Origin of the sequence: Lentzea indica (assembly GCF_012184385.1) — a bacterium.
Classification (GTDB): Bacteria; Actinomycetota; Actinomycetes; order Mycobacteriales; family Pseudonocardiaceae; genus Lentzea; species Lentzea indica.
Map to the genome: position 1 here is coordinate 23,577 of NZ_VSRL01000011.1, position 24,888 is coordinate 48,464.

Here is a 24,888-nt window from a genome sequence, read left to right on the forward strand (position 1 = left end):
TTTGATGGCGAACTCGCTCAGGCGTAACGGTCCTCGTCGAACTCGAGGTTCACGGCGGAGCAGCCCAGGTCCCTGCCCATCGCGTCCAGGACGTCCACGAGCTCCAGCCCGCTCAGCCAGTCGCGGGGCAGCGCCTCGGTGCCGTGCAACGCGCCGAGCACGTTGCCGGTCAACGCCGCCGTGGCGTCGCTACCGCCGGAATGGTTGGCAGCAGCACGCATCGCGTCCACGAACTGCGACGGCTTCGGGTGCGTCAGCACGGTGTAGACCGCGATCGCCAGCGCCTCCGGACCCGTCCAGCCGCTGCCGAGCCGGTCGACGCGCACGGACGACTCGCCGTTGTGCTCCTCCGCCAGCACCACGGCCCGTGTCAGCACCGTCGCCGTGTACGTGTCGTCGCGCAGCACCCGGCCGATGACTTGGTCGATCGCCTCGCGCAACGGCCTGCCCTTCACCGCGAGCAGGTGGACCAGCAACGCCAGCGCGCCGCCGGACACCCATCCGCCCGTGCCGCCGTGCGTCAACGCGGCGAACCGGCAGCCCAGGTCGTACGCGATCGCCGCGGACGGCGCGAAGCCGGCGGGCGCTGTGCGCGTGACGCCGTTGCAGCCGGACGACTCGTTGTGCGGGTTCTCCGGAGTGGACGGGCTTTCCGCTGCCAGCGCGCGCAGGCACGTCAAACCCGGCGAGCGGCTCTCGTACAGCCGTTCGTCTGCGAGCAGCCCGACCGCTCCCCGTTCGGGGGCCGGTTGCTGCTGGGTGATCAACCAGCGCCGGTAGCTGTGCCACACCATCTCCGACGGCTCCCACTGGCCCGTCCGCTTCCCACGCACCCAGGCGCGCAGGTAGCCGTCGGCGGTGAAGAGCGTCAGCTGGGTGTCGTCGGTGAACAGTGCGGGCTTCGGTGGTGCGAGCACACCTTCGGCGCCGTGTTCGCGCTGGATGTCGGCCCAGCCGAGGTACTGCACCGGTGCGCCGAGCGCATCACCGAGAGCGCCGCCGAGGAGGCACCCGGCGCCGCGGTCAACCACGGAATTCCGATCTCGCGGCACGGATGAACAGTAGCGTCCCGCGAACTTGAACCGTACTTGTATCTGAGACGCCGCCTCCCGCACCTGTTGAAGTGACAAGGTCAGCGCACCGAGGGAGGGGCATGCGGAGCAAAACCGGACTCGAGTTCGGCGTGCTCGGTCCACTCCAGGTGCTCGCGGACGGCCGTCTCATCCAGCTGGGCCGCCGCGGCATGCGCGGACTGCTGGCCATGCTGGTCGTCGAGGCGAACCGACCCGTCTCGATCGACCAGATCGTCGACGCGCTGTGGACGGACTCGCCGCCGGCCACCGCGCGGACGATCGTGCACGGTTACGTCTCGCGGCTGCGCAAGGTGCTGGAGGAGGCCGATCCGACCGGCTCCGCGATCATCCGCACCACGCCGACCGGGTACCAGCTGACCGTGGATCCCTGGCGTCTCGACCTGCACCGCGCCCGGCAGCTCGTGGCGTCTTCCCGTGGCAAGCCCGCCGCCATCAGGGCGGGCTTGCTGCGCGAGGCGTTGGGTCTGTGGCGCGGGCCCGTGCTCGCCGACGTACCTGGCGACCCGATGACCTCTGATCTTGAAGAGCTGCGGCTGTCGGCGTTGGAGGAACGCATCGACGCCGAGCTGGAGCTGGGCCGTCATCTGGAGCTCGTGGGCGAGCTGCGCGGGCTGTGCACCGAGTACCCGTTCCGCGAACGCCTGGTGGCGCACAGCATGCGCGCTCTGTACCGATCTGGGCAGCGCGCCGATGCTCTCGAGGCCTACCAACGGTTCCAGCGCCGTGCCGTGGACGAGCTGGGCATCGATCCCGGCCCGCAGCTGCGGTTGTTGCAGGAGCAGGTGCTGCGCGACGACCCGGCGCTGAGCGTGATCGGCGCGGTCGAGAGCCGTCCTGTCGCACCTCGCGCGGGGATCGTGTCGCCGGCGTTGCTGCCCGCCTCCGCGTCCCGGCTGTTCGGTCGTGACAACGACAAGGCGTGGCTGGACAACGTCTGCGCGACCAGGAACCTGCTCGCCACGACCGTCGCCGTGCTGACCGGTGCGCCCGGCGTCGGCAAGAGCGCACTCGCGATCACGTGGGGGCACGAGAACTCCGAGATGTTCCCGCACGGCGTGCTGTTCGCGTCGCTCGGCGACACCGAGCCGGGCGAGGTGCTGACCAGGTTCCTGGTGGCGCTGGGCGTTCCCGCGGACGGTGTGCCGGTCGCGCTGGAGGACCGCGTCGGGCTGTACCGGTCGTTGCTCAACCGCCGCCGCGTGCTGGTGGTGCTGGACGACGCGACGGGCTTCGACCAGGTGCAGCCGCTGCTGCCGCCCGGTTCCGGCTCGGTCGTGCTGGTGACGTCGCGCATCAAGATGGAACGTCTCGTCGTCACGAACAGCGCCCGCGTGCGCAAGCTCGGCCCGCTGGACGACGACGCGGCGCGCGAGCTGGTGGACGACGTGCTGGGCAAGCCGTTGTCCTCGGAAGACCCGGTCGCCTCCCGCAAGCTCGCCGAGCTGTGCGGCGGGTTGCCGCTGGCGCTGCGGGTGGCCGCGGCGAAGCTGGTGATCAGTCCGGAATGGACTGTCGAGGAGCTGGTGGGAGAACTGGCCGACGACGGGCACCGGATGCGTGGCTTGGACCTACCTGAGGCAGGCGTGGGGGTGTCGCGGGCGCTCGACCTGTCGACCCGCGACCTGCCGTCCGAGCTCGGCGAGGTCTTCGAGTCCGTCGGCATGGCGCCGGGCCGCTGGATGTCGTCGCACGCCGTCGCCGCGCTGACCCGCACCCGCGTCGAGTCGGCCCGCGACCGGCTGACGCAGCTCGTCGAGGTGAACCTGCTGGTCGAGCCGTGGCCGGACGGCTTCACGATGCACGAACTGGTGCGGCTGTACGTGCGGGGAGCGGGTCGTTCCGACCTGGACTCGTTGCGCCGCCTGGTGAACTACTACCTCGTCGCGTGCGACCACGTCCGCCGCGCCATCCGACCGGCGCGCGACGGACTGGACTTCGCGTTGGGGGACAACGGGTCCACGTCGGTGCCGGCGTTCGGCGATCCGATCGACTGGTTCGACCAGGAGTGGCCCAACATCGTCGCGGTCGTGCACGCGTCCGCCGAATCGGGCCTGCACGACCAGGTCTGGCAGCTCGTCAGGCTGTTGCACACCTACGCGACGGCGCGGGCGCTCACCGGCGAGTGGGTCGCGCTGGTCGGGTTCGGCCTGGCCGCGGCCGAGGTGACGGGGAGCCGCCTCGGCCAGATCCTGATGCTCGACACGACCTACACGACGAACGCCCGGCTGGGACGCCCGGTTCTGCTGCCGGACGCACGCCGCGCGCACCGGCTCGCCGTCGAGCTGGGAGAGCGCCAGTACCTGGTGCTGACGCTCGCCCAACTCGCCGACGTCCTGTTCCGGCTCAAGCACCACGACGAGGCGTTGCTGCACTTCTGGGAGTCGGTGCAGCTCGCGCAGCAGTCCGGTGACGTGGTCGGCGAAGGCCATGGGCTCAACAACGTGGCACAGGTCGAACTGGCCCGCGGTCGCGTGGAAGTCGCGCTGCAGCACCAGTCTCACGCCGTCGAGGTGTATCGGCGCTCCGGCGACCACGTCGCGTTGATCCGGGGTCTCGCCAACCTGGCCGAGCTCCATCTGGAAGCCGGGTCCCTGGACCAGGCCGAGTCGCTCGCGCGTCAGGTCGTCGACCAGGCCGCCGTCGCCGAGGTGACCTACCTGGAAGGCTTTGGCCGCCACGTGCTCGGCGGTGTGCTGCTCCGGCGGGCGGAATGGGTTGCTGCAGCAGCGGAATTGACTGAGGCGCTGCGCCTGTACTCGCAGGTCAACTCGGCCCGCGCGGTCGAGGTGCGTGCCGCTTTGGACTCGCTGTCGTCAGAGGTTTAGCGGCTGTTTAGTCGTCTGGTCCCAAAACATGGGATGTTGGATGTGCAGGCCGCCGAGTGGGGGATTACCGAGGGGGTAAGGCGCCTGCGTTCGGAGGGCCCGACCGGCATTCGGGGGAGAGTGCCGGTCGGGCTCTCGCTCGTCAGCACCTTCAGAAGTTCTCTTCGGTGCAACGGGCGATCGGCAGCAATTCCGGCCGTTTCGGCGCCAGACCATCGCCCATCGACTCGCCCCGCAGCTGCCTGCCGATCCACGGCACCACGTGCTCGCGCGCCCACTTGAGGTCGGCCTTGCGCTGCGTGACCCAGTCCGTCTGCTCGAGCGCGGGCCACGGCTCGTTCCACGAGTGGTCGTCGCTGAGGCCGAGCACCTCGTAGGCCTTGAGCGCGACTCGCTGATGCCCCTCCGGCGAGAGGTGCAGCCGGTCCTCGCTCCACGCGCGACGGTCGTGCAGGACGTGCATGGACCACAGATCGACCATCCGGCAGTGGTAGCGCTCGGCGATCGCCCACAGGTGCGAGTTGTAGATCGCGATCTTGCCCCGCAGAGACCGCAGAAGAGGCGTGGAACGGGTGTCGAAACCAGTGAAGATCACGACGTCGCACCCGGCTGCCCTGAGGTCGGCCACGGCCACCTCGTAGACCTCGGCCAGCGCGTCCGGATCGCTGTTCGGCACCATGATGTCGTTGCCGCCGCCGCAGAACGTCACCAGGTCCGGCTTGAGCGAGATCGCGAGCGGCACCTGCTCGTCCACGATCTCCTGCAGCATCTTGCCCCTGATCGCGAAGTTGGCGTACCTGAACTCAGGCGCCCGCGCGGCGATCATCTCCGCCAGCCGGTCCGCCCACCCCACGTACGTGTCGCCCGGCCCTGGATCGTCCATGCCCTCGGTGAAGCTGTCCCCCAGGGACACCAGACTGTTCCATCGCAGCAGCACAACATCCCCCTCACTTCCGCGTGCCCTCACTTCCGCGCGCCCGCGGCTCCCGTTCGCAGGCGACTGGTCAGCATGCACAACCAACCACCGGTTACGCCACCGTCGGTTACGGCATCGTAAGTTTTGTCGCTGTGGGTGACGATTCTTTTACCACTCGATCGAGGGAAGCTTGAGAGTGATCCGGGGGATTGGTCTCATTCTGTCGCTAGCTTCTGTCGCGTGCGTTCAGGTTTGCCGCTTCCTTCCATTTCACTGGGTGTCGCGCTCGTCACACTTGCTGTCCTCGCCGGTGTGGCCGTGAGCACCGGTGTGGTGCCCGTCCCCGGGCCGTCCGATGCCGCACCCGTCGAGCCGGAGGTGGCGAACATCGGGGGTGATCAGCCGCCCATGGAGTTCACCCCGGCGTCGTCCGTGGTGAAGGTGTCGCCGTCGCGGCCTTCGTCACCCAGGCCCGTCGTGATCCCGCCGCCGCACTCGAACCCGGTGGTGACGCCGGAAGCCGCGGAGCCGCGGATCAGCGTCGCCGGCACCACCGTGGTGCCGACGGTGTCGCTGCCGACGCTCTCGTCCGAGCCTGCGCCCAGTGCGCCTTCGTCTTCCGGCCCAACGGAAAACCCCCGCAGCGACCTCGGCGCGTGAGGTCGCTGCGGGGGCCGTTGGGACCTTTCCGAAGGGGAGCGCCGCCGCCGATCAGCTCCCCCTCGGAAAGGGGTGGGACCACTGCCCGGGACGCCGCCGCCGATCTGCCCCGAGCAGTGGGGTTTGGGACCGTCTCAGGGGGCGCCGCCGCCGATCTACCCCCTGAGACGGGGTCTTGTTCACCCGCTGGCTGCCACGTCCAGGGCAGCAGCCGGCAGGTGATCGTCGTAGGCCGAGCGCAGCCTCAGCTCTGCGCCCGGCGAGGCTCCGATGAAGTCGAGTCCGAGCAGGGCCGCGCCCACCACCGGAGGCACGTCGACCACCCGCACCTGGGCCAGCGGCGCCATCTCCAGCAGCTTCTGACGGACAGGGCCCACCACGACGTCGCCGGTGCTGGTCAGGACGCCGCCGCCCAGCACCACGTCCACGGGCTCGTCCATCAGGTCGAGCTTGCGCAGGGAGACGGTGGAGAGCAGCACGATCTCCTCGACCAGGCGGTCGATCTCGGCCAGGGCCACGGCATCGCCGCGGGCGGCGACGTCGAAGACGATGGGGCAGAGGGCGTGCGGGTCGAGCGCGATCTCCTCGAAGTGGATCTTCTCGACCACCTTCAGGATGGACGTCTCGCCGTAGTGCTCCAGCAGGGCCGGCAGCAGCTCGGTGTGCTTGCCGCGGCCGTCCTCGGCTCGGACGGCGTGCCACAGCGCGTCGTTGCCGAGCTGGCCGCCGCCGCCCCAGTCGCCGGAGATCGCGCCCAGGGCGGGAAAACGGTGAGTGCGCCCGTCATGGGCCACACCGACGGCGTTGATGCCGGCGCCACACACGACGGCGACACCTACACCGGATGCGGTTCCGGCGCGCAGCAACGCGAAGGTGTCGTTGCCGACGAACGTGGTGGTGGACCAGTTTCGCTCGGTGATCGCCCGCGTCAGGTCCTCCTCCTCGCGGGGCAGGTCCGCTCCCGCGAGGTAGGCGGCCGTGTGCGAGGCGATCGGCTCGTCGGGGGACAGTCCCGCCTGAGCTGCGGCCTCGCGTGCCAGTTTCTCGAACACGTCGAGTCCGCGCTTCATGCCGACGGTCTGCGGCGGCGCACCTGGGCCGCGCACCTGCGCGAGCACCTTGCCGTCCGCGTCGACCAGCAGCACCGCGGTCTTGCTGTTCCCGCCGTCGATGGCGAGCACCCGGTCCGTCATTGTTGTCAGGCTCCCTTCACCCACGGAAGCAGATCGCGGTTCTGCGCGATCAGCTCGTCGGCCAGCTGGTCCGCGATGGCGTGCTGGCCGATCAGCGGGTGGGCGAGCAGTGCGTTCGCCACTCGGTCGCGACCACCGTGGATCGCGGCTTCCAGTGCCAGGTACTCGTACGCGGTCACGTGCGAGATGAGGCCGGAGATCGACGGCTCGACCGGGCGCACCGGCAGTGCAACGCCGCCGTTGGAGTCCACAGTGGACGAAACTTCGATCACAGCGTCATCGGGCAGGAACGGCAGCGTGCCGTTGTTCTGCACGTTCACCACGTGCCTCTCGGCGCCCGCACCGCCCGTCAGCGCGTGCACGAGCTGCACGGCGGCCTCGGAGTAGTACGCGCCGCCGCGCTGCGACAGCTGCTCCGGCTTCGTCACGACCGACTGGTCGCCGTAGATGTCGAGCAGCTCCTTCTCGACCGCCGCGACGACCTCGGCGCGCGGCGGCTCGGTCTGCTGCTTCTTCACGACGGCGTCGTGGTTGTAGAAGTAGTTCAGGTAGTACGACGGCACCATGTTCAGGCGCTGGATCAGCGACGCGTCGATGCCGACGTGCTCGGACAGGCCCTCGATGTGCTGCGAGAGCAGCTCCGGCAGCCGGTCCACGCCGTCGACGTGGACGCCGCGCTCCCACGTCAGGTGGTTCAGTCCGATGTGGTCGAGTTCCACAGTGGACGGATCGACGCCCAGCAGGCCGGCGGTCCAGCGCTGGAAGGTGATCGCCACGTTGCACAGGCCGATCGCCTTGTGACCCGCCTGCAGCAGCGCACGCGTGACGATGCCGACCGGGTTCGTGAAGTTCACGATCCAGGTGTCCGGGCCTGCCAGGCGGCGAACCCTCTCCGCGATGTCCAAGACCACCGGCACGGTCCGCAGGGCCTTGGCGAGGCCTCCCGCGCCGGTGGTCTCCTGGCCGACGCACCCGCAGGTGAGCGGGAACGTCTCGTCCGACGCGCGTGCCTTCTGGCCGCCGACTCGCAACTGCAACAGCACTGCGGACGCGCCCTCGACACCCTCTTCGAGCGACGTGGTGGTACGCACCTTCGCCGGGTGACCCGCGTGGTGCAGCAGACGCTGGCTGAACGGGCCGACGAGGGAGAGGCGGTGCTCGTCCGGGTCGACGAGGACGATCTCGTCCACCGCCAGGCTGGTGCGACGACCGGCAATGCCGTCGATCAGCTCAGGTGTGTAGGTGGACCCGCCACCGACGACGGTGAGTTTCATCCCTTGACTCCCGTGAACGTGATTCCCTTGACGAACGACTTCTGAGCGAAGACGAAGAGGACGACGGCCGGGATCATCGTCAGGAACGTCACCGCCATCGACGAGTTCCACTGGACGATGTGCATGCCCTTGAACGTCGCCAGTGCCAGTGACAACGTCCACTGGTCCTTCACTTCGCCGGTGTAGAGCAACGGGCCGAAGTAGTCGTTCCAGGTGAAGAGGAAGCAGAACAGCGCGGTGGCCGCGATGCCGGGCTTGGCCATCGGCACGATGATCCGGATCAGCGTCTGGAACTCCGAGCAGCCGTCCACCCTCGCAGCGTCTACATATGACTGCGGGATGGTGAGCATGAACTGGCGCAGCAGGAAGATGCTGAACGCGTCGAACAGGAAGTACGGCGCGATCAACGGCCACAGCGTGCCCGTGAGGCCGAGCGACGACCACGTGTCGTACAGCGGCACGGCCACGACCTGCGGCGGCAGCATCATCGCGCCGATGACCAGCAGGAAGGCCAGGTTCCTGCCGCGCCACCGGAGTTTCGCGAGCGCGTAGGCCGCGGGGATCGACGAGATCAGCATGCCCGCGGTGGCGAGCAGCGAGTACGTGAGGCTGTTGATCAGGTACTGGAACAGCGGTGCCTTGTCGAAGACCTCGACGAAGTTCTCCCAGTGCCACTCGCGTGGCCAGAGGTCTGAGGTGAACGCCTGGTTGTCCGACATCACCGCGGTGAGGAAGACGAACACCACGGGAGTGGCGAACATCAGGCCGAGTGCGAGGCCGATCGCATGCGTGGCGACCCAGTTCAGGAAACCGCCGACGTTGCGCTTCCTGCGCGGCAGCTCCCGTTCGGCTGGGACGTCGACCGGTGGTTTGGCCAGCGTGGCGGTCATGCTCCCGGACCCCCTTCCTCAGCGCTGGAGTTCTTGCGCATCCGCTGGACCAGCACGATGGTCACGGCGAACGAGATGATGAACAGGACCGTGGCCATCGCGGCCGCGTAGCCCATGTCGAAGTAGCGGAAGCCTTGCGTGTACAGGTAAACCGGGAACGTCAGCGTGGAGTTGTCCGGGAACCCGAGGTACTTCGTCGACCCCGTCGCGTCCGCCGCACCCGAGCCGGCCGACCCCGCGACGACCGCCTGAGTGAAGAGCTGCAACGCGAGGATCACCGAGTTCACGACGCCGAAGAGCAGCACCGGGGAGATCGTCGGCAGCGTGACGTGCCACCAGCGCCGGATCGGGCCGGCGCCGTCGAGCTCGGCGGCCTCGTACTGCTCCTGCGGCACGTCGAGGATCGCGGCCAGGATGATGATCATCAGGTCGCCGGAGATCCACAGCATGATCGCGGTGATGCCGGGCTTGGCCCACCCTGGGTCGGAGAACCACAGCGGCGAGTCGAGTCCGAACCAGCCGAGAACGCTGTCCAGCGGACCACCGTTGGGCCGCATCACCATGAAGAACACCAGCGTCGCGGCCACCGGCGGTGCCAGCGACGGCAGGTAGCAGAGCGTGCGGATCAACCCGACGCCCGACTTGAGACGAGCGATGACCGACGCCACGCCCAGCGCGAACACCGTCCGCGCGATCGTGAGCACCACGACGAACCACAGCGTGTTCGTGATCGCCTTGATGAGCAAGGGATCCTTGAACATGAACGTGTAGTTGTCGAGGCCGTTGAACTCCGGCGCGTTGATCAGGTCGTACTTCGTGAACGAGAAGACGACCGTGGCGACCAGCGGATAGCCGAAGAACAGTACGAAGCCGATGATTGCCGGGGCCATGAACCCGAGCACGGCGAGACGGTGGCGGGCACGTGCCCGCCCCCTGCCGGGGGCGGGCCGCGCGCCGAGCGTGGCGGCCATCTTGCGAATCCCTTACTTGCCGCTCTTGGCGATCTGGTCGTCGATGTTCTTGTCGACTTCCTTCAGCCCCGCCTGCAGGTCCGGGACCTTGCCGGACTGGTAGGAGACCGAGAAGTCGGTCACCGCCTTGATGTGCGCGTCACCGATCGGGGTGACGGGGTTGCCCTTGAGCTTGTTGCTCTTGGCGAGGTCGATGAACGTCTTGAACTGCTCGTCCACCTCGAGCTTCGAGCTCTCCATCGCGGCCTTGGTGCTCGGCACGTTCTTGATGCCGTTCGCCAGGTCGACGATCGTGTCGGTGTCGAACGACAGGTGCTTGATCAGCTCCCACGCGGCGCCGGGGTTCTTGGCGCCCTTCGGGATGCCCATGATCGTGCCGGTGGTGAACGCCGTGCCGTACTGGTCGGCCTTCAGCGTCGGGAACGGAGCGGTGCCGAACTTGATCTGCGGCGCCTGCGCCTTGAGGAAGGCGGTGCGGTACTCGCCGTCCATCATGATCGCGATCTTGCCCTGGTGGAACGCGTGGTCGGCCGAGTACTCCTGGCCGAGACCGGCGCGGAACCGCTCCAGCGCGTCGTAGCCGTAGAAGTCCACGAGCTTCTTCTGGAACTTCATCATCTCGGTCCAGCCCGGCGAGGAGGCGAGCGCCGACTTGCCGTCAGCGGTCTCCCACGCGGCGTCGTACGACGGCGCCAGGATGGTCGGGCGGTTGGCGTAGAAGCCCATCGTGGGCAGGTAACCCGCGACCTCGATGTCGCCGTTCGGCGCCTTCTTGGTCAGCTTCGTCGCCGCGTCGTAGAGCTCGTCCATCGTCTTCGGCGGGTTCGTGACGCCGGCCGCCGACATCATGTCCTTGTTGTAGTACATGGCGTACACGTCGGTGAGCATGGGCATCGCGCAGCGGTTGCCCTTGTACTCGGTGTACTCCCGGACGGCGGGGGAGATCTGGTTCAGGTCGACCTTGTCGCGGTCGATGTACGGCTTCAGCGCCTGGAACGCGCCGGAGGAGCAGAACTGGCCGATGTTGTCGGTCGTGAACGACAGCGCGACGTCCGGCGTGTTGCCGGAACGGATGCCCGCGGTGATCTTGTCGTCGTCCTGCGAGCCCTCGTGCTTGATCTCGATGTTCGGGAACTTCTTGTTGAACGTCTTGAGGGCCTTGGTGACCTCTTCGTACTCGCGGTCGGAGTAGTTGCTCCAGACCGTGAGCGTCAGCTTGTCGTCCTTACCGGGAGCTGCGGCAGCACCGTCGGTGCTGGAACCGCCGCCCTTGCCCGCCGCACATGCGGTGAGGGTCAGCGCTGCGGCGACACAGAGCAAGGCAGCACGTGTGTGCTTGCGCATGTGCACTCCTTCTCGATCAACGTGGGGACCCGGCGACCACAGGGCCGCGGAATGGAGCCGTGGTGGCTGCCGGCAGACCGAACACCGTCTCGCGAGCTACGGCCAGCGCCGAGTGCAGTGCGCCACTGCGCACGGGCTTCCCGGTCACCAGAGCCAGTTGGACGGGTGTCCTCGGCACCACCAGTTGCCGCAGTTCCGCGGCAACGAGATCGTTCAGCGTGGTTCCGCCTGCCTGCGCGATGTCGCCGGACAGGAGGATGAGTTCCGGGTCGAGCACCGCGACGACGCTGGCCACGCCCGTGGCGATGCGCCTGGCGAGATCACCCATGAACTCCCGGCCCGCACGCCCCGCGGCCAACGCCTTGCGCACGGCACCGTGACCGTTGCGCGCGGCGAGCCCGTGAGCCCTGGCGAGCTTGCAGATCGACGCGTTGCTGAGCAGCTCACCGAACGTGCCGCCGGAGCGGTCCGTGTCGGTGTCGGCAGAGGCGCGGTCGGGGATCATCAGCCCGTCGATCTCGCCCGCGCCACCGGAAGCGCCGCGCAGCAGCACTCCGTTGATCACGACAGCGGCACCGACGAGGTCCGCGGGCCAGATGACGACGAAGTCGCGCACCTCCGTGGCCCGTCCGGCGACCATCTCCTCCAGCGCGACGAGGTTGACGTCGTTCTCGACGCTCACCGACGTCCCGAGCTGCTCGCGCAACCGGCCGGGCATGTCGAAACCGTTCCAGCCCGGCAGATGTGGTGCGTAGGCGAGCTCGCCGTTCGCGGGGTTCACCGCTCCGGGACAGCCCACCACGACGTGCAGCAACTGGTCGGCGCTCAGGCCCGCTTGCCCGCACGCCTTGCCGACCGCGCTCACGAACGCCTCCAGCACGCCGTGCTTCACGGGCATCGGAGCCTTGTGCTCGGTGAGCACGGCACCGGAGATGTCCGCGATCGCGATGTCGACCGTCTCGGGGGTGAGATCGACAGCGGCGATGTGCGCAAGCGTTCCGTTGACCGACCACAGCTGGGCACGCGGCCCGCGTCCACCGCCGCGCAGTCCGTTGCGGACCACGGTGTCGGCGGTTTCCAGCCGGGTGAGCAGCTGTGCGGTCGCCGGCTTGGAGAGACCGATCAGGCCCTCCAACTCCGACCTGGTCAGCGGCCCGTTGCGCAGCAAAGCCTCGATGGCTGCGCGGTCGTTGATCTCCCGCAGCAGTCGTGGGCTTCCGGCACGCATTAGGTCCGCTCCTGTCTGTTAACTTTCCAGACGATTTCGCAAGACGGTAGTGACCTGGTTCACCGCGGTCAATCCCCGATATGGGTCCGTTACCTGACTTAGGTTCACCTAAGGCAGTCTGGAAGCATGACCGACGTGCGCCAGGAGTCGCTCGCATCACTGCTCGGAGGCCGAGGCGGCGCCCTCGACGCCTCCCTGCCTCCGCTGGCGTTCGTCGCGGGCTGGCTGCTGTGGGGCCACTCGATCGGCGCGGGCGCCGTCGCCGCCGTCCTGTGCGGAGTGGTGATCGGCGTCTTCCGCTTCGTGCGCGGCGAGAAGCCCCGCGCGGTCGTTCTCTCGGTGCTGCTGGTCGTCGCCGCTTCGCTGGTCGCTTTGTACACCGGGCGCGTCGAGGACTTCTTCCTCATCCAGCTGCTGTCCAACGTCGCCTCGGCCCTGGCGTGGGCGGGCTCGATCGCCGTGCGCTGGCCGCTGCTGGGCGTGGTGGTGGGGACGCTTTTGGGGCAGAAGACGCGGTGGCGTCGGGATCCTGCCCTTTTGCGCGCCTACTCAGTTGCCTCTTGGGCTTGGGTTGGGCAGTACGTGCTGCGGGTCGCGGTCTTCACGCCGTTGTGGCTCGATGCTCAGGTGTTCTGGCTGGCCACTCTGCGAGCGGCTCTGTCCTGGCCGCTGCAGATCGTCTGCATCCTGGTGTCGGGGTGGTTGTTGAAGCGGGCGCTGCCAGCCGGGCACCCCGGCTTCCGGCACCCGCAGGAGCCCGAGTCGGTTTAGGACGCCTGAAGGTGGGAGCCCATGGAGCGGCTCCAAGTTCTACGGCTGCACCTTGAAAGCCGCTTTCCGCGCCGCTTTCGCGATCTTCTTGTCCGGGTGTTCCGCGCCGATCATGGTGAGCACTTCTCCCGCCTCCGGATGGGGAAGGCGCCACATCGCGTCGAACATGTCCTGCACCAGCTCGTGCGGTACTTCCGGCGGGAACGCGTTCTCGACTTCGCCCGTCGCCGCCACCACGTCGGTGAGGAGCCATGCCGCCTCGGCGATGTCCGGCTCTTCGCCGGCCAGTTCGGTCTTCGCGTACGGTCGCATCTCGGGCAGGTCCATCGCCGACCGCCACAGCGATTCGGTGCCCAGGTCGTTGGACCTGATCAGATGGACGGCGTACATCCGCTCGAAGGCGTCGCCGAGCACCGCCGCGGAGATCAGCTCCCGAGCTGCCTGCTCAGGAGCGCGCAGCGTGAGCCAGGCCTGGGACTCGGCGGCGCTCTCCTCGTCACTGAGCAACGCACCGGCGGCGAGAACATCGGCCGCGGTCATCTGTTCGACCGGCGGCAGCACGCCGATGTCGACGCCCAGCGCGACGTACCGTTCGCGCATGCCCCACAACGCGAGCGGGGTCAGCTTGACGGTGTCCTCGACGATCTCCACGGCACCGAGTTCGCGCAACCGCCCCAGAAGCGCGGGCGTGGGGTCGCCGGCCGTCTCGAAGGGATCCTTGTCCGGCTTCTCTGTCAGCCCGGCTCGGACGAGTTCGCTCAACTCGTTGCGGGGCAAGCCGTTCCCGCCCGCCAGGAAGAGACCGAACATCATGGCGGGGCCGGCAGGACCGAGGTCCGGATCGGTCTCCGGATCGAGGTCGCCGTCGTACCAGACCGACTCGGTGAGCACGAACTCGAACGCGACGTCCCACACCTCGACCACGTCGTCGTCGCTGCCGTCCGGCCACTCTTCTAGTCCTTCGGCAGGCCGCGCTTCGTCGTCCGTCACCTCGATGAAGTCGAGATCCTCTGCGAGTTCCCACAGCATCTCGAACTCGTTGTCGGAACAGCCGAGTGCGGCCGTCGCGGCAGCCGTGTCGGCCGCGCTGAGCTCGAAGTCCTCGACCACCACTTCGCGACCGTCGAGCCATGTCGCCACCTGGTGCACCTTGGTGAGGAAGGCGCTGCCGCGCGCTTGCGATGCCAGCGTCGCGAAGTCCGGCACCCGGATCGGCGGCAGTTCGTCCGGCAGGCCGAGTTCGGCGGGATCCGGCACGAGGAGGAACTCGTCGTCCATCCGGCGAACCTACTCCGCCGCACCGACGGGACTGTCAGGGCCGTCGGCACACCGCTACGCACAGTTGACCGCGAATCCGCTCCGTGACCCGCCGACTTGTAGTACGTGAGGTAGTACCATGCTCTCATGGAGCAGATTCCCATCCGCACGTTGAACCAGAACACGGCTGGTGTGCTGGAACGCGTCGAGCGTGGCGAGACGGTCGAGATCACCAACAGGGGCAAGCCGATCGCGCGCATCGTGCCGGTGGTCGAGGGCGAACTCGACGACCTGATCGCCGCGGGCGTGGTGACGCCGCCGACCATCGCGGGTCCCATCCCGATGCCGCGCGCCAAGGCGGAGCCGGGCGCCGACGCGGGGGAGTTGCTCTCGACCATGCGTGACGAGGAACGCTGGTGATCTACCTCGACACGGCGGCGGTCGTGAAGTTGGTGCGCGAGGAGAAGGAAACCGAGGCGCTGGTCGAGTGGCTGAACGACGCCACGGACCAGTCTCTCGTGTCGTCCGCGTTGATCGAGGTGGAGCTGCCTCGTGCTCTCCGGCGTAGTTCCCCTGGTGTGCTGGGCGCCGTCGCAGGCGTCCTCGCCCGGCTGCACAGGGTGGACATCAACGCTGCTGTTCGCGCTACGGCGGCCGCGTACGCCGATCCTCTGCTGCGATCGTTGGATGCCATACATCTCGCCACGGCCGACGTGCTTGTCGCGTCGGACAAGAAGATCACTGCGTTCGTCACCTACGACAAACGCCTGGCGGCAGCCGCCATCGGCCTTGGACTTCCTGTGACCGCTCCTGGGGAATGACGGCGCTCTCAAGCCGGGCGCGGGGCGGTGGGCCCGAGCACGTCCACGGCCGCCAGCCAGGCCGCTCCGGCAGCGCCCTCGGTCGCCATGATCACCTGAGCGTTGCAGCGCGTGAGCAGTTCCTGCTTCAGATGGGTGCCGACCGGCGTCTTGATCAGGCTGCCCACCAGCACGATCGGTGACGTGTCGGACGGCTCGCGCACGACGGAGGCCGTGTCCGCGAGCAACCGGGCAGCGGACGCCACGATCGTCAACGCCTCCGGATCGCCGTGGTGGTAGGCGGAACTGACCAGGGGAGCGAACTGCGCCAGCGCGATGGGCGGCTTGGCGTTGACCGCGTTGATCAGCTGACCGCGGTTGCGCGCGCCCGCGGCCGTCAGCACGGCGGTGGCCAGGCCTTCCAAGGGCGCGTCGAGGTCCAGAAGGCGAAGGGTCGCCCTGACGGCTTCGCGGCCCAGCCAGAACGCCGAGCCGTCGTCGCCGATCAGCCAGCCGTAGCCGCCGGACTGGCCGACCATGCGGTGGCTCGCGATGCGACCCGCGATGGAACCGGTGCCCGCCACCAGAACCGTGCCGTCGGGCGACGAGGTGCCGGTGGCGAAGGCCGCCTCGCAGTCGGTGATCACGCGCATCGGGCAGTGCAGGCCCGCGCGTTCCCAGGCCTCATGGAACAGCGTGGACACGGCAGGGTCTGCCATCTTCGAGGCGCCGGCCATGCCCAACACGCCCGAACGGACCTTGCGGGAGTCCAGGCCGTCCAACGCTTCCGCCAGCGCTTCGCCGATGTGGGCGGCGGCCACTGTCGGTGGGTGCGAGTTCGGGTTTGCTCCGCCCGCCATGCCCTGGCCCAGGCGGGCGCCGTCGAGATCGAGCACCAACGCCCTGGTTGAGGTGCCGCCAGCGTCGAGTCCCACGACCAGATCCATAACGACCGAGTATGCCGAGAGTCGCTCACCATAGGCACGCCCAACCGGGTGTCACCTGGGTGGTGCGGTGATCACTGCCTTTCCCGGCCCCTTTCACGCCCAGCGGGGCACCTCGCGGCACCGACCCCGCGCCCCCATATGCCCGATGTGAGGGCGCGGGATCGGCACCACGATGCACCCGTCTGAACGCGGAATGAACGCGGAAAAGGCAGTGATCACCGCACCAGCGCACGGTTACCCGTTGCGTTGTGGTGGAAGAACACCAGCGATCCAGAAGGAACTTGATCACCCGGATGGACCACTGTGGACAGTGAAGGGACGATCACCTCGTAGGAGAACGTGGCAGAAGGCGCGACGTCGACGAGTTCGTCGGGGTCGGCCGGTGCGGTGTAACGGCTGTGCACGCCGACGGTGTAGGTCACCGGGCCGGGCGGCAGCGCGGACCGCGAGACCGGCAGCACGACGACGTCACTGTCGAACAGGTTCGTGTCGAAGGAGCCGTCCAGGCCGTTCAACGGCTGCTCGTCGATGACCTCCTCCGAACCTGCGGGAGTGGTCTGCGCGAACCAGATGTCGGCGGTCACGTCGCCGTCGGCGTTGGTCCGTTTCACCGCCGTTGTCACGAAGTCCTTGCCGCCCACCGAGAACCTCACCTCCGGCTTGGTGTTGCTGCCGATGTTCGCCCAGGTGTTCCAGGTCGCGACGCCGAACGCCAGCAGGTCGGGGGTCGCCGTGGCGCCCACGTAACGCAGGTCGCCGCCGCGGGCGGTGCGGTTGATCGCGCAGTTGTCCTGCAGGTCGGGGCCGCAGTCCGGCAGGCGGTCCGAGGTTGCGCCGAGCTGCAGCACGGTCATGCGGGACTGGTAGTCCTGCTGATCGAGCCCACGGCCGGCGACCCGGCCGCCTGCCACGGTCAGCCGTGACACCGGCTTCGGTGCCGCGTACACGGGCACCCGCAGCGAACGGTCCCCCGAGAACACCACCAGCCCGGACGCCTCTGCCAGGAACTGCCGCCCGCCGGCCAGCGACACCGTGGGATCGGGTGTCTTGCGCAGCGCCGCCGGGTTCACGATCCGCAGCTGCACGCGCACCGACGCCGACCCTCCCGGCGGCAGCACCACGTACGGCGTCGTGACCTGGAAGGACACGCCGGGTACCGCAGTGATCGGCTCGTAGCGCGCCTGCAGGCGGACGATGTTCGTTCCCTTGTTCAACAATCGGATCGTTCGATTGTTCAACAATGGGGCAATCACTTCGACCGTGCCGAACGACGCGTCGCCCAACGCCAGCACGTCCGTCGACAGGGCGGCGAGCCCGTCCACCCGGCCGGCACCGACCCGCATGGGCGCCTCTCGCACGCCCGCGGCAGACCGGACAACGCCGGAAGCGGTGTTCACCAGCGCGGCCTTGATCTCCGCGACGGTCCACTTCGGATGAGCCTCGCGCAGCAGCGCGGCGATGCCCGCCACGTGCGGCGACGCCATCGAGGTCCCGCCCATCGACGCGCCGTCGGAGGCCGTCCCGGTGGCGGCGGAGAAGACCGTGTCACCCGGCGCGGCCACCGAGATCGACGAACGAGAACGCGACGAGGACGGAGTGATCGTGTCCACGATCGACGGCTCCACCGATGGCACCGCGAGCTTCAACGCGGAAGTCAGATGCACGGTCAACGTTCCGGCTTCCAGTGCGGGACGCAGAGCGGCAGAAGCGGGCGCGGTCAGCTGAAAAGCCGGAATGTGCGCATTGCCGGCGATCCCGGCCGCGAACACCGGCAACGAGGTCGGCAACAGCACTCCCGCCGCCCCTGCCTTCCAGGCGTTGTCCGTGCGCGCGCCGGAACCGCAGGCACGCGTGGCGTCGTTGTCGTCCCACTCCAGCCAGACGATCTTCCCGCCCAACGGCTCCGAGATCGGCTGGCAACCGTCCACGTTGGACGAAAGACGCACCACGGGCAGCGTGAGATCCAGCGGTCCCTTGTAGTTCTGGCTGTACTGCCCCGGCCATTGCTTCCCCAGCGCCTCCAGCCCGTCGAGCATCGAGAACGCGTCACGGCTGTTCGCCACCGAGATCGCCTCCGCTGCGTTGCCCGGCGACCCGGCGACGTCGTAGAAGTCGCCACCGTTTCCGGCTGCCGCGACCACGACCACGCCGTTCTGCACGAGCTTGCGCACGAACAGCGCGTCTGGGTCGTCCGCCGCGCCGAAGTCGCTGCCCAGCGACAGGTTCACCACGTCGAGCCGGTCGGAGAAGTCGCCGTCGCCGTTGGGGTCGAGCGCCCAGTCCAGCGCCTGCGCGGTCAGGTTCGTGCCGCCCTCACAGCCGAACACCTTCAATGCGTAGAGCAACGCGTGAGGTGCCGTCCCCGGTCCGATCTTCAACGAGTCGAGATCGACGGAACTGTAGGGCCCTCGATAGGTCGTGCCATCGGCGTTCACCCCGAACCCGGCCGCGGTACCCGCGACGTGCGTGCCGTGGCCTTCGCAGTCCAGGGGATCGGCATCCGGCTCTGGCAGTGACCCTGGCGACCCGGTGTAGGCGTCGCCCGCGAAGTCGTGACCGCCGACGACCTTGGCGTTGGGGAACGAACCGCCGCCGAAGTCCGCGTGCCGGTAGTCGATGCCGGTGTCGATCACCCCGATCCGCACGCCGTCCCCGAAACGTCCGAGCGACTTCCACGCGTCGGCTGTCCGGGTGAGACGGACGGCGTGCGCGTTGGCGAGCTTCTTGGGAACCATCCGGTGCACGGCTCGCACCTCGGGCATGCGCGACAAAGCAGACAGGCGTGACTTTTCTGTCGACAGGACCACGCCCGGCACGGCGTTGGTCGTTCGCGCAACTTCCCGGCCTCCCGACCGGGAGACGACCTGGGAGACCTGCACCGACGTGCGGTCCCGCGCTGAACGAGCCTGTGAAACGGTGCCCGTGTCGACGGCGGCGTCGAGGTCAGCTCGACGAAAACGGTTACAGGCCCGGTTGGGCCGGACGGCGTGAGCAGTGCGCCCACCAGGAGTGATGCAGCCACCAATTTCATGATCAACTCCCGCTATTCATCGGACGACTTCACGCTGGGACCTAGACGAACGCAGCCTCTCGGGGCTATACATCCGATGTATTTCGTGCGGTGTGACCAGAGGAGGAACGGCCGTGCAGTTTTTGCGCCTGGGGCCGGTCGGCGATGAACGTCCTGCAGTGAGGACAGACGACGGGGTCACGTACGACCTCCTGCCGATCACCCCGGACATCGACGGCGCGTTCCTCGCGAACGACGGCGTGGCACGTACCAGGCAGGCACTCGAAGCCGGCGAGCTCTCCGTGCTGGACGCGGAAGGTGTCAGGGTCGGGCCTCCGCTCGCGCGTCCTGGCAAGGTCATCTGCATCGGCCTCAACTACCGCGACCACGCGGAGGAGACCGGCGCCGACATCCCCGGCGAGCCGGTGATGTTCCTCAAGACGCCGGACACGATCGTGGGCCCGTACGACGAGGTGCTCGTTCCCCGCCGGTCGGTGAAGACCGACTGGGAGGTCGAGCTCGGCGTCGTCATCGGGCGCACCGCTCGCTACCTCGAGTCCGAAGAGGACGCTCTGAGCTGCATCGGCGCGTACGTGCTCTCGCACGACGTCTCCGAGCGGGAGTTCCAGATCGAGCGCGGCGGGACGTGGGACAAGGGCAAGAACTGCGAGACGTTCAACCCGCTCGGCCCCTTCCTCGTGCCCGCTGACGAGATCGCCGACCCGCAGAGCCTGGAGATGCGGCTCTGGGTGAACGGCGAGATCAAGCAGAACTCGTCCACCAAGAACATGATCTTCCCGGTCGCGGAGATCGTGCGCTACCTGAGCCAGTTCCTCGTCCTCCGACCGGGTGACGTGATCAACACCGGTACCCCGGCCGGTGTCGCCCTCGGCCAGCCGGAGCCCAAGCCGTACCTGCGTGCCGGTGACGTCGTCGAGCTGGAGATCGAGGGCCTCGGCAAGCAGCGGCAGACCCTCGGGCAGGCCTGAACCATGCCCCGGAAAACACCACAGATCACCGCACTGGACGTGCTGGACATCCGGTTCCCGACGTCGCGCGAGCTCGACGGCTCCGACGCGATGAACCCGGACCCGGACTACAGCGCCGCGTACGTGGTGCTGCGGACCGACGACGGACCGGAGGGCCACGGCCTCGCGTTCACCATCGGCCGCGGCAACGACGTGCAGGCCGCCGCGATCAGGGCCCTGGCCCCGCACGTGGTCGGCAAGGACGTGCCGGAGACCGCGAAAGGGCTGGCGGAGCTGTACTTCGAGCTGATCGGCGACTCGCAGATCCGCTGGCTCGGCCCCGAGAAGGGCGTCGCGCACATGGCGATCGGCGCCGTCGTCAACGCCGCGTGGGACCTCGCCGCCCGCCGCGCAGGGCTGCCCGTCTGGCGGTTCCTCGCCAGGATGACGCCGGAGGAGATCGTCAGCCTCGTCGATTTCCGCTATCTGAGTGACGCTCTCACCCCGGACGAGGCGCTGCAGATCCTGCGGAAGGTCGAGCACGGCAAGGCCGAGCGCGTGGAGACCATTGCCCGCGAGGGATATCCGGCCTACACGACGTCACCCGGCTGGCTCGGCTACTCCGACGAGAAGCTCGCGGGCCTCGCCAGGCAGGCGCTCGCCGACGGCTTCGACATGATCAAGCTCAAGGTCGGCGGCAGTCTCGACGACGACGTGCGCAGGATGAAGCTCGCCCGCGAGGTCGTCGGCGAGGACGTTCGCGTGGCGGTGGACGCGAACCAGCGCTGGGACGTCGACACGGCAGTGCGCTGGATGCGCGAGCTGGCGCCGTACAACCCGTACTGGATCGAGGAGCCGACCTCACCGGACGACGTGCTGGCGCACCGCGCGATCGCGGACGCGCTGGCCCCGATCCGGGTCGCCACCGGTGAGCACGTGCAGAACCGCGTGGTGTTCAAGCAGTTCCTGCAGGCGGGCGCGATCGACGTCCTGCAGCTCGACGCCTGCCGGGTCGCGGGCGTGAACGAGAACATCGCGATCCTGTTGCTGGCCAAGAAGTTCGACGTCCCGGTGTGCCCGCACGCCGGCGGTGTCGGCCTCTGCGAGCTGGTCAGGCACCTGTCGTTCTTCGACTACGCCGCGATCTCCGGCGAGGTCGGCGAGCGCGTGATCGAGTGGGTCGACCACCTGCACGAACACTTCCTGGACCCGGCCGTCGTCGAGCGCGGCCGTTACCTGGTACCCGCCGAGCCGGGATTCTCCGCTCAGCTCAAGGACGAGACGCTGTCCGACTACCTCTACCCGGACGGTCCGGTGTGGACAGCATTGGAGGGCGAGAGTGACTGACTTCGAAGGACTTGTCGCCGTTGTCACGGGCGGTGCGTCCGGTATCGGTCTCGCGACGGCGAACCTGCTGTCGTCGCGCGGTGCGACGGTGGTGGCGCTGGACCTCGACCCGGACGTCAAGGACCCGCTCGTCGGGATCCGCGCGGACGTGTCCGACGACGACAGCGTCAAGGCCGCGATCGACGAGGTCGTGCAGCGGTTCGGCCGGCTCGACGTGGTCGTGAACAACGCGGGGATCGGTGCGCAGGGCGACGTCGCGGCCAACGCCGACGACGAGTGGCAGCGCGTCATGAACGTCAACGTGCTGGGCATGGTCCGCGTGTCGCGGGCAGCGTTGCCGCACCTCAGGAACTCGCCGTCCGCGGCGATCGTCAACACCTGCTCCATCGCTGCCTGGGCCGGGCTCCCGCAGCGTGCTCTCTACTCGGCCAGCAAGGGCGCGGTGTACTCGCTGACGCTCGCGATGGCCGCTGACCACGTGCGCGAAGGCATTCGCGTCAACGCGGTCGCTCCCGGCACGGCGGACACCCCGTGGGTGGGCCGCCTGCTCGACTCGGCGCCGGACCCGGCAGCCGAACGAGCCGCGTTGGAGGCACGCCAGCCGCACGGGCGTCTTGTCTCCGCCGATGAGGTCGCGGGTGCGATCGCCTACCTGGCGAGCCCGCTTTCCGGTTCCACCGCAGGCACGATTCTCGCTGTCGACGGTGGCATGTATGGCTTGCGCTTGCGTCCCAAGCAGTCATGAAAGGCAAATGACACGATGAAGCGTCGCAACCTCACCGCCGCGGTGTGCCTCGCGCTCGCCGGTGCTCTGACATTGACCGCGTGCGGTGGCGGGTCCGCCGGAACGGGTGCCAGTGGCGTCGGCCCGATCGGTGCCGACCACCCCCGAGCCGACTCCGACTTCTGGAACTCCTACATCAAGTACTTCCCTGACAAGGCCAAGGAACTCGGCATCAACCTGCTGAACCCCACCAACTCGCAGAACAAGGTGGAGAACCTGGTCGCCAACGCGCAGTCGCTGCAGTCGCAGGGTGCCAAGGCGATCGTGATGGCCCCGCAGGACACCGGCGCGATCGCGTCCACTTTGGACAGGCTGGACAAGGCGAAGATCCCCGTGATCACCGTCGACACCCGTCCTGACAAGGGCAAGACCTACATGGTCGTGCGCGCGGACAACAAGGCGTACGGCGAGAAGGCCTGCAAGTTCCTCGGCGACAAGCTCGGTGGCAAGGGCAAGGTCATCGAGTTCCAGGGCGCGTTGTCGTCGGTCAACGGCCGTGACCGCTCCGAGGCGTTCGCCGCCTGCATGAAGCAGAACTACCCCGGCATCACGGTGTTCGAGGAGCCGACCGACTGGGAGGGCCCGAAGGCGTCAGCGGCCCTGCAGACCAGGCTCAACCAGCACCCCGACATCAACGGCATCTACATGCAGGCAGGTGGCGTGTTCCTCGCGCCGACGCTGCAGGTGTTGCGGCAGAAGGGCCTGCTGGTCCCGCCGAGCGACCCCAAGCACGTCTTCATCGTCTCCAACGACGGCATCCCGTCCGAGCTGGAAGCGATCCGCAAGGGCGAGATCGACGCGACCGTCTCCCAGCCGGCCGACCTCTACGCGCAGTGGGCGCTCTTCTACGCCAAGGCCGCTGTTGAGGGCAAGACGTTCTCGCCCGGCAAGACCGACCACGACTCCACCATCGTCGACGTCGGCGACGGCCGCCTGGAGGACCAGCTCCCGGCACCGCTGATCACCAAGGAGAACGTCGACGACAAGGCCTTCTGGGGCAACCAGATCGCCAAATGACCGAGTTCGCAGCCATCGCGCGTGGCGTGACGAAGCGGTTCGGGCGGACGCTCGCGTTGGACGACGTGGGCATCGAGATCCGGGCCGGTGAGTCGCACGCGCTCGTCGGTCGCAACGGCGCGGGCAAGTCGACGTTGGTCTCGGTCCTCACCGGCATGCAGGTGCCGGACGCGGGCGAGGTCAGCTTCTTCGGTGAGCCCGCGCCGCCCGTCGCCGACCGCGCGGCGTGGCGGCGTCACGTCGCGTGCGTGTACCAGAAGTCGACGGTCGTGCCGGAGCTGTCGGTCGCCGAGAACCTGTTCATCAACCGGCAGGACCTCGGCGGCGGCCTGATCAGCTGGAAGAAGCTCCGGCAGGAGGCTTCCTCCTTGCTGGAGACCTACGACGTGGCGGTGAACCCGGACGAACTGGTGTCCGCGCTGACCGTCGAGCAGCGGCAGCTCGTCGAGATCGCGCGGGCGCTGTCGATCGGCTCCCGGTTCGTGATCCTCGACGAGCCGACCGCGCAGCTCGACGGACCGGCGATCGAGCGGCTGTTCGACCGGATGAGGTCGTTGCAGGACAAGGGAGTGACGTTCCTCTTCATCTCCCACCACCTGCAGGAGGTGTACGAGGTCTGCCAGACCGTCACGGTCTACCGCGACGCGCGGCACATCGTCACCGCACCGGTCTCCGAGATGTCCAAGCCCGACCTGATCGAGGCGATGACGGGTGAGGCCGGCGGGCTCAACGTGCCCAGCGGTGATGATCGGCCGTCCTCTGAAGATCTTGTGCTGACCGTGTCGTCGTTGAGCGGGGAGTCCTTTTCGGACATCTCGCTCTCGGCGACGCGTGGTGAGGTCATCGGGCTCGCGGGCAGTGCGTCGTCCGGCAAGCACGAGTTCGCAGAGACCGTCTACGGGCTGCGCAAGCCGTCGTCCGGTTCGATCTCGGTGGACGGCTCTGCGGTGCGCGGTGGTGACGTTCCGGCTGCTTTGAAGGCCGGAATCGGCTGTGTGCCACGGGATCGTCACCACCAGGGGCTCGTCCTCGACCTGTCGATCGCGGAGAACGCGACGATGAGCACGGCGGGTTCCTTCGTGTGGCCGTCGGCGCAACGTTCGGCAGGAAGCACCGCGATCGCGTCCTACGACGTCAAGGCGGCCGGGCCGGACCAGCCGGTGTCCGACCTGTCCGGTGGCAACCAGCAGAAGGTCGTGATGGCGCGGGCACTCGCCAACGACCCGTCCGTGCTGGTGCTGATCAACCCGACCGCGGGCGTCGACGTGAAGTCCAAGGAGTCGCTGCTCGGGGTCGTCGACGCGCAGGCACGCCGGGGCAAGGCGGCGATCGTCGTGTCCGACGAGCTCGACGACCTGCGGGTCTGCGACCGTGTTCTGGTGATGTTCCACGGTCAGGTCGTGCGCGAGTTCGCACGCGGCTGGCGCGACCAGGAACTCATCGCCGCCATTGAGGGAATGAGCTCGGAATGACGAAGGCCATGACTCCGCAGGTCTCGGCGCCCACGCCACCGCCCAAGCAGAAGTTCCAGTTCGCGCGGTACCAGGACCTCGCACTGGTCCCGGTGATCATCATTCTGCTGATCGTCGGGG

At 68.2% G+C, this 24,888-nt stretch carries 21 protein-coding genes; 10 read left to right on the forward strand and 11 right to left on the reverse strand.

The annotated features are described in order from the left end of the window. Window positions 1-17 precede the first annotated feature (17 nt). Window positions 18-1,052 carry an ADP-ribosylglycohydrolase family protein gene (locus FXN61_RS05035; RefSeq protein ID WP_167970692.1) on the reverse strand — a complete coding sequence of 345 codons (1,035 nt, stop codon included), beginning with the start codon at window positions 1,050-1,052 and terminating at the stop codon, window positions 18-20. A gap of 101 nt (window positions 1,053-1,153) precedes the next feature. Here FXN61_RS05035 and FXN61_RS05040 point away from each other — a divergent pair, with 101 nt between their 5' ends. Beyond that, window positions 1,154-3,919 (forward strand): AfsR/SARP family transcriptional regulator, encoded by a 2,766-nt coding sequence (locus FXN61_RS05040; protein ID WP_167970694.1) that lies wholly within the window; start codon window positions 1,154-1,156, stop codon window positions 3,917-3,919. Window positions 3,920-4,070: 151 nt separating this feature from the next. Here FXN61_RS05040 and FXN61_RS05045 read toward each other — a convergent pair whose 3' ends face one another. After that, on the reverse strand, window positions 4,071-4,832 hold the full coding sequence (locus tag FXN61_RS05045) for an SGNH/GDSL hydrolase family protein (protein WP_312877551.1): 762 nt from the start codon (window positions 4,830-4,832) through the stop codon (window positions 4,071-4,073). A 243-nt stretch (window positions 4,833-5,075) separates the two neighbouring features. On the opposite strand from FXN61_RS05045, the gene FXN61_RS05050 reads away from it, so the two are divergent. Beyond that, the gene (locus tag FXN61_RS05050) at window positions 5,076-5,495 is read left to right on the forward strand and encodes a hypothetical protein (protein WP_167970696.1); all 420 of its coding nucleotides are present in this window, start codon (window positions 5,076-5,078) and stop codon (window positions 5,493-5,495) included. A gap of 179 nt (window positions 5,496-5,674) precedes the next feature. Here FXN61_RS05050 and FXN61_RS05055 read toward each other — a convergent pair whose 3' ends face one another. The 6 genes from FXN61_RS05055 to FXN61_RS05080 are packed head-to-tail and all read right to left on the reverse strand — an operon-like array spanning window position 5,675 to window position 12,395. Continuing rightward, on the reverse strand, window positions 5,675-6,688 hold the full coding sequence (locus FXN61_RS05055) for an N-acetylglucosamine kinase (RefSeq protein WP_167970698.1): 1,014 nt from the start codon (window positions 6,686-6,688) through the stop codon (window positions 5,675-5,677). 5 nt (window positions 6,689-6,693) lie between these two features. Next, a complete protein-coding gene (locus FXN61_RS05060) occupies window positions 6,694-7,962 on the reverse strand; it encodes a 6-phospho-beta-glucosidase (protein ID WP_167970700.1) in 1,269 nt (422 codons plus the stop codon). After that, entirely contained in the window at window positions 7,959-8,852 is an 894-nt protein-coding gene (locus FXN61_RS05065) for a carbohydrate ABC transporter permease (protein WP_167970702.1), read from the reverse strand. Before FXN61_RS05065 ends, FXN61_RS05060 begins: the two co-directional genes overlap by 4 nt. Continuing rightward, window positions 8,849-9,823: a carbohydrate ABC transporter permease gene (locus tag FXN61_RS05070; protein ID WP_167970704.1), complete on the reverse strand. Its 975-nt coding sequence runs from the start codon at window positions 9,821-9,823 to the stop codon at window positions 8,849-8,851. The genes FXN61_RS05065 and FXN61_RS05070 overlap by 4 nt, the downstream gene beginning before the upstream one ends. Window positions 9,824-9,835: 12 nt before the next feature. Further along, complete coding sequence (locus tag FXN61_RS05075; protein WP_167970706.1) at window positions 9,836-11,167, reverse strand: ABC transporter substrate-binding protein; 1,332 nt, start codon at window positions 11,165-11,167, stop codon at window positions 9,836-9,838. A gap of 16 nt (window positions 11,168-11,183) precedes the next feature. Continuing rightward, entirely contained in the window at window positions 11,184-12,395 is a 1,212-nt protein-coding gene (locus FXN61_RS05080; RefSeq protein WP_167970708.1) for an ROK family protein, read from the reverse strand. A 126-nt stretch (window positions 12,396-12,521) separates the two neighbouring features. Here FXN61_RS05080 and FXN61_RS05085 point away from each other — a divergent pair, with 126 nt between their 5' ends. Then, window positions 12,522-13,166, forward strand: a complete 645-nt coding sequence (locus FXN61_RS05085; RefSeq protein ID WP_167970710.1) for a DUF3159 domain-containing protein — start codon at window positions 12,522-12,524, stop codon at window positions 13,164-13,166. Between the two features lie 39 nt (window positions 13,167-13,205). On the opposite strand, the gene FXN61_RS05090 is transcribed toward FXN61_RS05085, so the two are convergent. Beyond that, complete coding sequence (locus FXN61_RS05090; RefSeq protein ID WP_167970712.1) at window positions 13,206-14,444, reverse strand: hypothetical protein; 1,239 nt, start codon at window positions 14,442-14,444, stop codon at window positions 13,206-13,208. 126 nt (window positions 14,445-14,570) lie between these two features. Between FXN61_RS05090 and FXN61_RS05095 the strand changes: the two genes are divergently transcribed. Together FXN61_RS05095 and FXN61_RS05100 are read left to right on the forward strand one after the other, a co-directional pair. Continuing rightward, the gene (locus FXN61_RS05095; protein WP_167970714.1) at window positions 14,571-14,843 is read left to right on the forward strand and encodes a type II toxin-antitoxin system Phd/YefM family antitoxin; all 273 of its coding nucleotides are present in this window, start codon (window positions 14,571-14,573) and stop codon (window positions 14,841-14,843) included. Then, window positions 14,840-15,244, forward strand: coding sequence for a type II toxin-antitoxin system VapC family toxin (locus tag FXN61_RS05100; RefSeq protein WP_167970716.1), 405 nt, complete (start codon window positions 14,840-14,842; stop codon window positions 15,242-15,244). Before FXN61_RS05095 ends, FXN61_RS05100 begins: the two co-directional genes overlap by 4 nt. A gap of 8 nt (window positions 15,245-15,252) precedes the next feature. On the opposite strand, the gene FXN61_RS05105 is transcribed toward FXN61_RS05100, so the two are convergent. Together FXN61_RS05105 and FXN61_RS05110 are read right to left on the reverse strand one after the other, a co-directional pair. Further along, window positions 15,253-16,170 (reverse strand): N-acetylglucosamine kinase, encoded by a 918-nt coding sequence (locus tag FXN61_RS05105; RefSeq protein ID WP_167970718.1) that lies wholly within the window; start codon window positions 16,168-16,170, stop codon window positions 15,253-15,255. Between the two features lie 215 nt (window positions 16,171-16,385). Then, entirely contained in the window at window positions 16,386-18,932 is a 2,547-nt protein-coding gene (locus tag FXN61_RS05110; RefSeq protein ID WP_167970719.1) for a S8 family serine peptidase, read from the reverse strand. A gap of 382 nt (window positions 18,933-19,314) precedes the next feature. On the opposite strand from FXN61_RS05110, the gene FXN61_RS05115 reads away from it, so the two are divergent. From FXN61_RS05115 to FXN61_RS05135, 5 genes are read left to right on the forward strand one after another with little or no spacing between them, the layout of a single operon-like run. After that, window positions 19,315-20,169, forward strand: a complete 855-nt coding sequence (locus FXN61_RS05115) for a fumarylacetoacetate hydrolase family protein (protein WP_167970721.1) — start codon at window positions 19,315-19,317, stop codon at window positions 20,167-20,169. Between the two features lie 3 nt (window positions 20,170-20,172). Continuing rightward, window positions 20,173-21,495, forward strand: coding sequence for an enolase C-terminal domain-like protein (locus FXN61_RS05120; RefSeq protein ID WP_223165315.1), 1,323 nt, complete (start codon window positions 20,173-20,175; stop codon window positions 21,493-21,495). Then, the gene (locus FXN61_RS05125) at window positions 21,488-22,240 is read left to right on the forward strand and encodes an SDR family NAD(P)-dependent oxidoreductase (protein ID WP_167970725.1); all 753 of its coding nucleotides are present in this window, start codon (window positions 21,488-21,490) and stop codon (window positions 22,238-22,240) included. Before FXN61_RS05120 ends, FXN61_RS05125 begins: the two co-directional genes overlap by 8 nt. Before the next feature lie 15 nt (window positions 22,241-22,255). Beyond that, entirely contained in the window at window positions 22,256-23,296 is a 1,041-nt protein-coding gene (locus FXN61_RS05130) for a sugar ABC transporter substrate-binding protein (protein WP_167970727.1), read from the forward strand. Further along, window positions 23,293-24,768, forward strand: a complete 1,476-nt coding sequence (locus FXN61_RS05135) for a sugar ABC transporter ATP-binding protein (protein WP_167970729.1) — start codon at window positions 23,293-23,295, stop codon at window positions 24,766-24,768. The genes FXN61_RS05130 and FXN61_RS05135 overlap by 4 nt, the downstream gene beginning before the upstream one ends. Window positions 24,769-24,888: the final 120 nt, after the last annotated feature.

Excerpts from the sequence above, each read along its gene's own strand:
- FXN61_RS05130 (WP_167970727.1), top strand. The coding sequence starts at position 22,256 with ATGAAGCGTCGCAACCTCACCGCCGCGGTGTGCCTCGCGCTCGCCGGT.
- FXN61_RS05085 (WP_167970710.1), top strand. The coding sequence starts at position 12,522 with ATGACCGACGTGCGCCAGGAGTCGCTCGCATCACTGCTCGGAGGCCGA.
- FXN61_RS05070 (WP_167970704.1), bottom strand. The coding sequence starts at position 9,823 with ATGGCCGCCACGCTCGGCGCGCGGCCCGCCCCCGGCAGGGGGCGGGCA.
- FXN61_RS05060 (WP_167970700.1), bottom strand. The coding sequence starts at position 7,962 with ATGAAACTCACCGTCGTCGGTGGCGGGTCCACCTACACACCTGAGCTG.
- FXN61_RS05065 (WP_167970702.1), bottom strand. The coding sequence starts at position 8,852 with ATGACCGCCACGCTGGCCAAACCACCGGTCGACGTCCCAGCCGAACGG.
- FXN61_RS05095 (WP_167970714.1), top strand. The coding sequence starts at position 14,571 with ATGGAGCAGATTCCCATCCGCACGTTGAACCAGAACACGGCTGGTGTG.
- FXN61_RS05040 (WP_167970694.1), top strand. The coding sequence starts at position 1,154 with ATGCGGAGCAAAACCGGACTCGAGTTCGGCGTGCTCGGTCCACTCCAG.
- FXN61_RS05135 (WP_167970729.1), top strand. The coding sequence starts at position 23,293 with ATGACCGAGTTCGCAGCCATCGCGCGTGGCGTGACGAAGCGGTTCGGG.
- FXN61_RS05105 (WP_167970718.1), bottom strand. The coding sequence starts at position 16,170 with ATGGATCTGGTCGTGGGACTCGACGCTGGCGGCACCTCAACCAGGGCG.
- FXN61_RS05075 (WP_167970706.1), bottom strand. The coding sequence starts at position 11,167 with ATGCGCAAGCACACACGTGCTGCCTTGCTCTGTGTCGCCGCAGCGCTG.
- FXN61_RS05110 (WP_167970719.1), bottom strand. The coding sequence starts at position 18,932 with ATGCCCGAGGTGCGAGCCGTGCACCGGATGGTTCCCAAGAAGCTCGCC.
- FXN61_RS05090 (WP_167970712.1), bottom strand. The coding sequence starts at position 14,444 with ATGGACGACGAGTTCCTCCTCGTGCCGGATCCCGCCGAACTCGGCCTG.
- FXN61_RS05080 (WP_167970708.1), bottom strand. The coding sequence starts at position 12,395 with ATGCGTGCCGGAAGCCCACGACTGCTGCGGGAGATCAACGACCGCGCA.
- FXN61_RS05120 (WP_223165315.1), top strand. The coding sequence starts at position 20,173 with ATGCCCCGGAAAACACCACAGATCACCGCACTGGACGTGCTGGACATC.
- FXN61_RS05055 (WP_167970698.1), bottom strand. The coding sequence starts at position 6,688 with ATGACGGACCGGGTGCTCGCCATCGACGGCGGGAACAGCAAGACCGCG.